Below are 850 nucleotides of genomic sequence, written 5' to 3'. Positions count from 1 at the left end.
TTTCTGCAGCCTCGTTAGGCCCACACACCAACATGAATACATCTGCAAACTCCCTATCGGAACTACGCATCGCGGGTGTAGTGACACCGCTCGGCCCCTTTGGATTCAGCACACGTGAAGATGGGTGGATGCTCGGCTTCCATGTGAACCCTTGGCGCCTACTCGACGGGCCATTGAATTTCACTGAGCTCCGTGTGACCAAACCCATGCCAATGGAGCAGATAGATGCCGCAAAAGCGGGGTTGGCAGCAACGAGCGTTGTCAGTCTCTTGATTCGAGACTTGGAGCCCACAGAGCGAGGGACTCATATCGCAAGGCTGGAGGAAGTAGCGGTACTTAACACCTCCGACCATGAGATGGAAGCAGCTGCTGCCGAGTTGCGCTTACCGGTCGCTCTACATACAGAGACTCTTGGCATGCTTCGACTAGATCGGCGCATAAACATCTTTGAGGGCGAAGTCACCTACTTAGGGCGCAGCGTACAACTTTCCATACCGGCAGTGCACAACTCGTCAGAGGTCGACGCGGGAGCACTATCGGTAGCGATCCAACTCGTTGCCAACCTTTCCCATGTTGATCGTGCGGCGACACAGTTCGCAGCTTCTCGGCTTACACAACTAAAGAACGACAGTTGGCTGGAGGAAAACGAAAACGACGTTTCCGAAAGGGAATTTCAGCAGAGACTCGTACTTGCCGTTATCGAGGCTGAGGCGGATGGTGGCATCAGCCTCTTCTACGACGACGGCAACCTATTCTTCGGACACTCCATAGATGTTCGCGGAGTCGTTACCGGCGAGTTCTATGAGGCATCAATCAGTGGCTAGCACCAAGGGAAACTCTGCAAAACCGG

General features: G+C 54.1%; 1 protein-coding gene. It reads left to right on the top strand.

The genetic code is table 11. The annotated features are described in order from the left end of the window. On the top strand, positions 1-824 hold an 824-nt coding region (locus tag EIP75_RS23805), incomplete at its 5' end, for a DUF2262 domain-containing protein (protein ID WP_233585028.1). Positions 825-850 lie beyond the last annotated feature (26 nt).

It is taken from the genome of Aquabacterium soli (genome assembly GCF_003933735.1).
In the GTDB taxonomy this organism is placed as follows: Bacteria; Pseudomonadota; Gammaproteobacteria; order Burkholderiales; family Burkholderiaceae_C; genus Aquabacterium; species Aquabacterium soli.
Note: the sequence above shows the minus strand (reverse complement) of the source record. Positions and strands in the feature narration are given on the sequence as shown.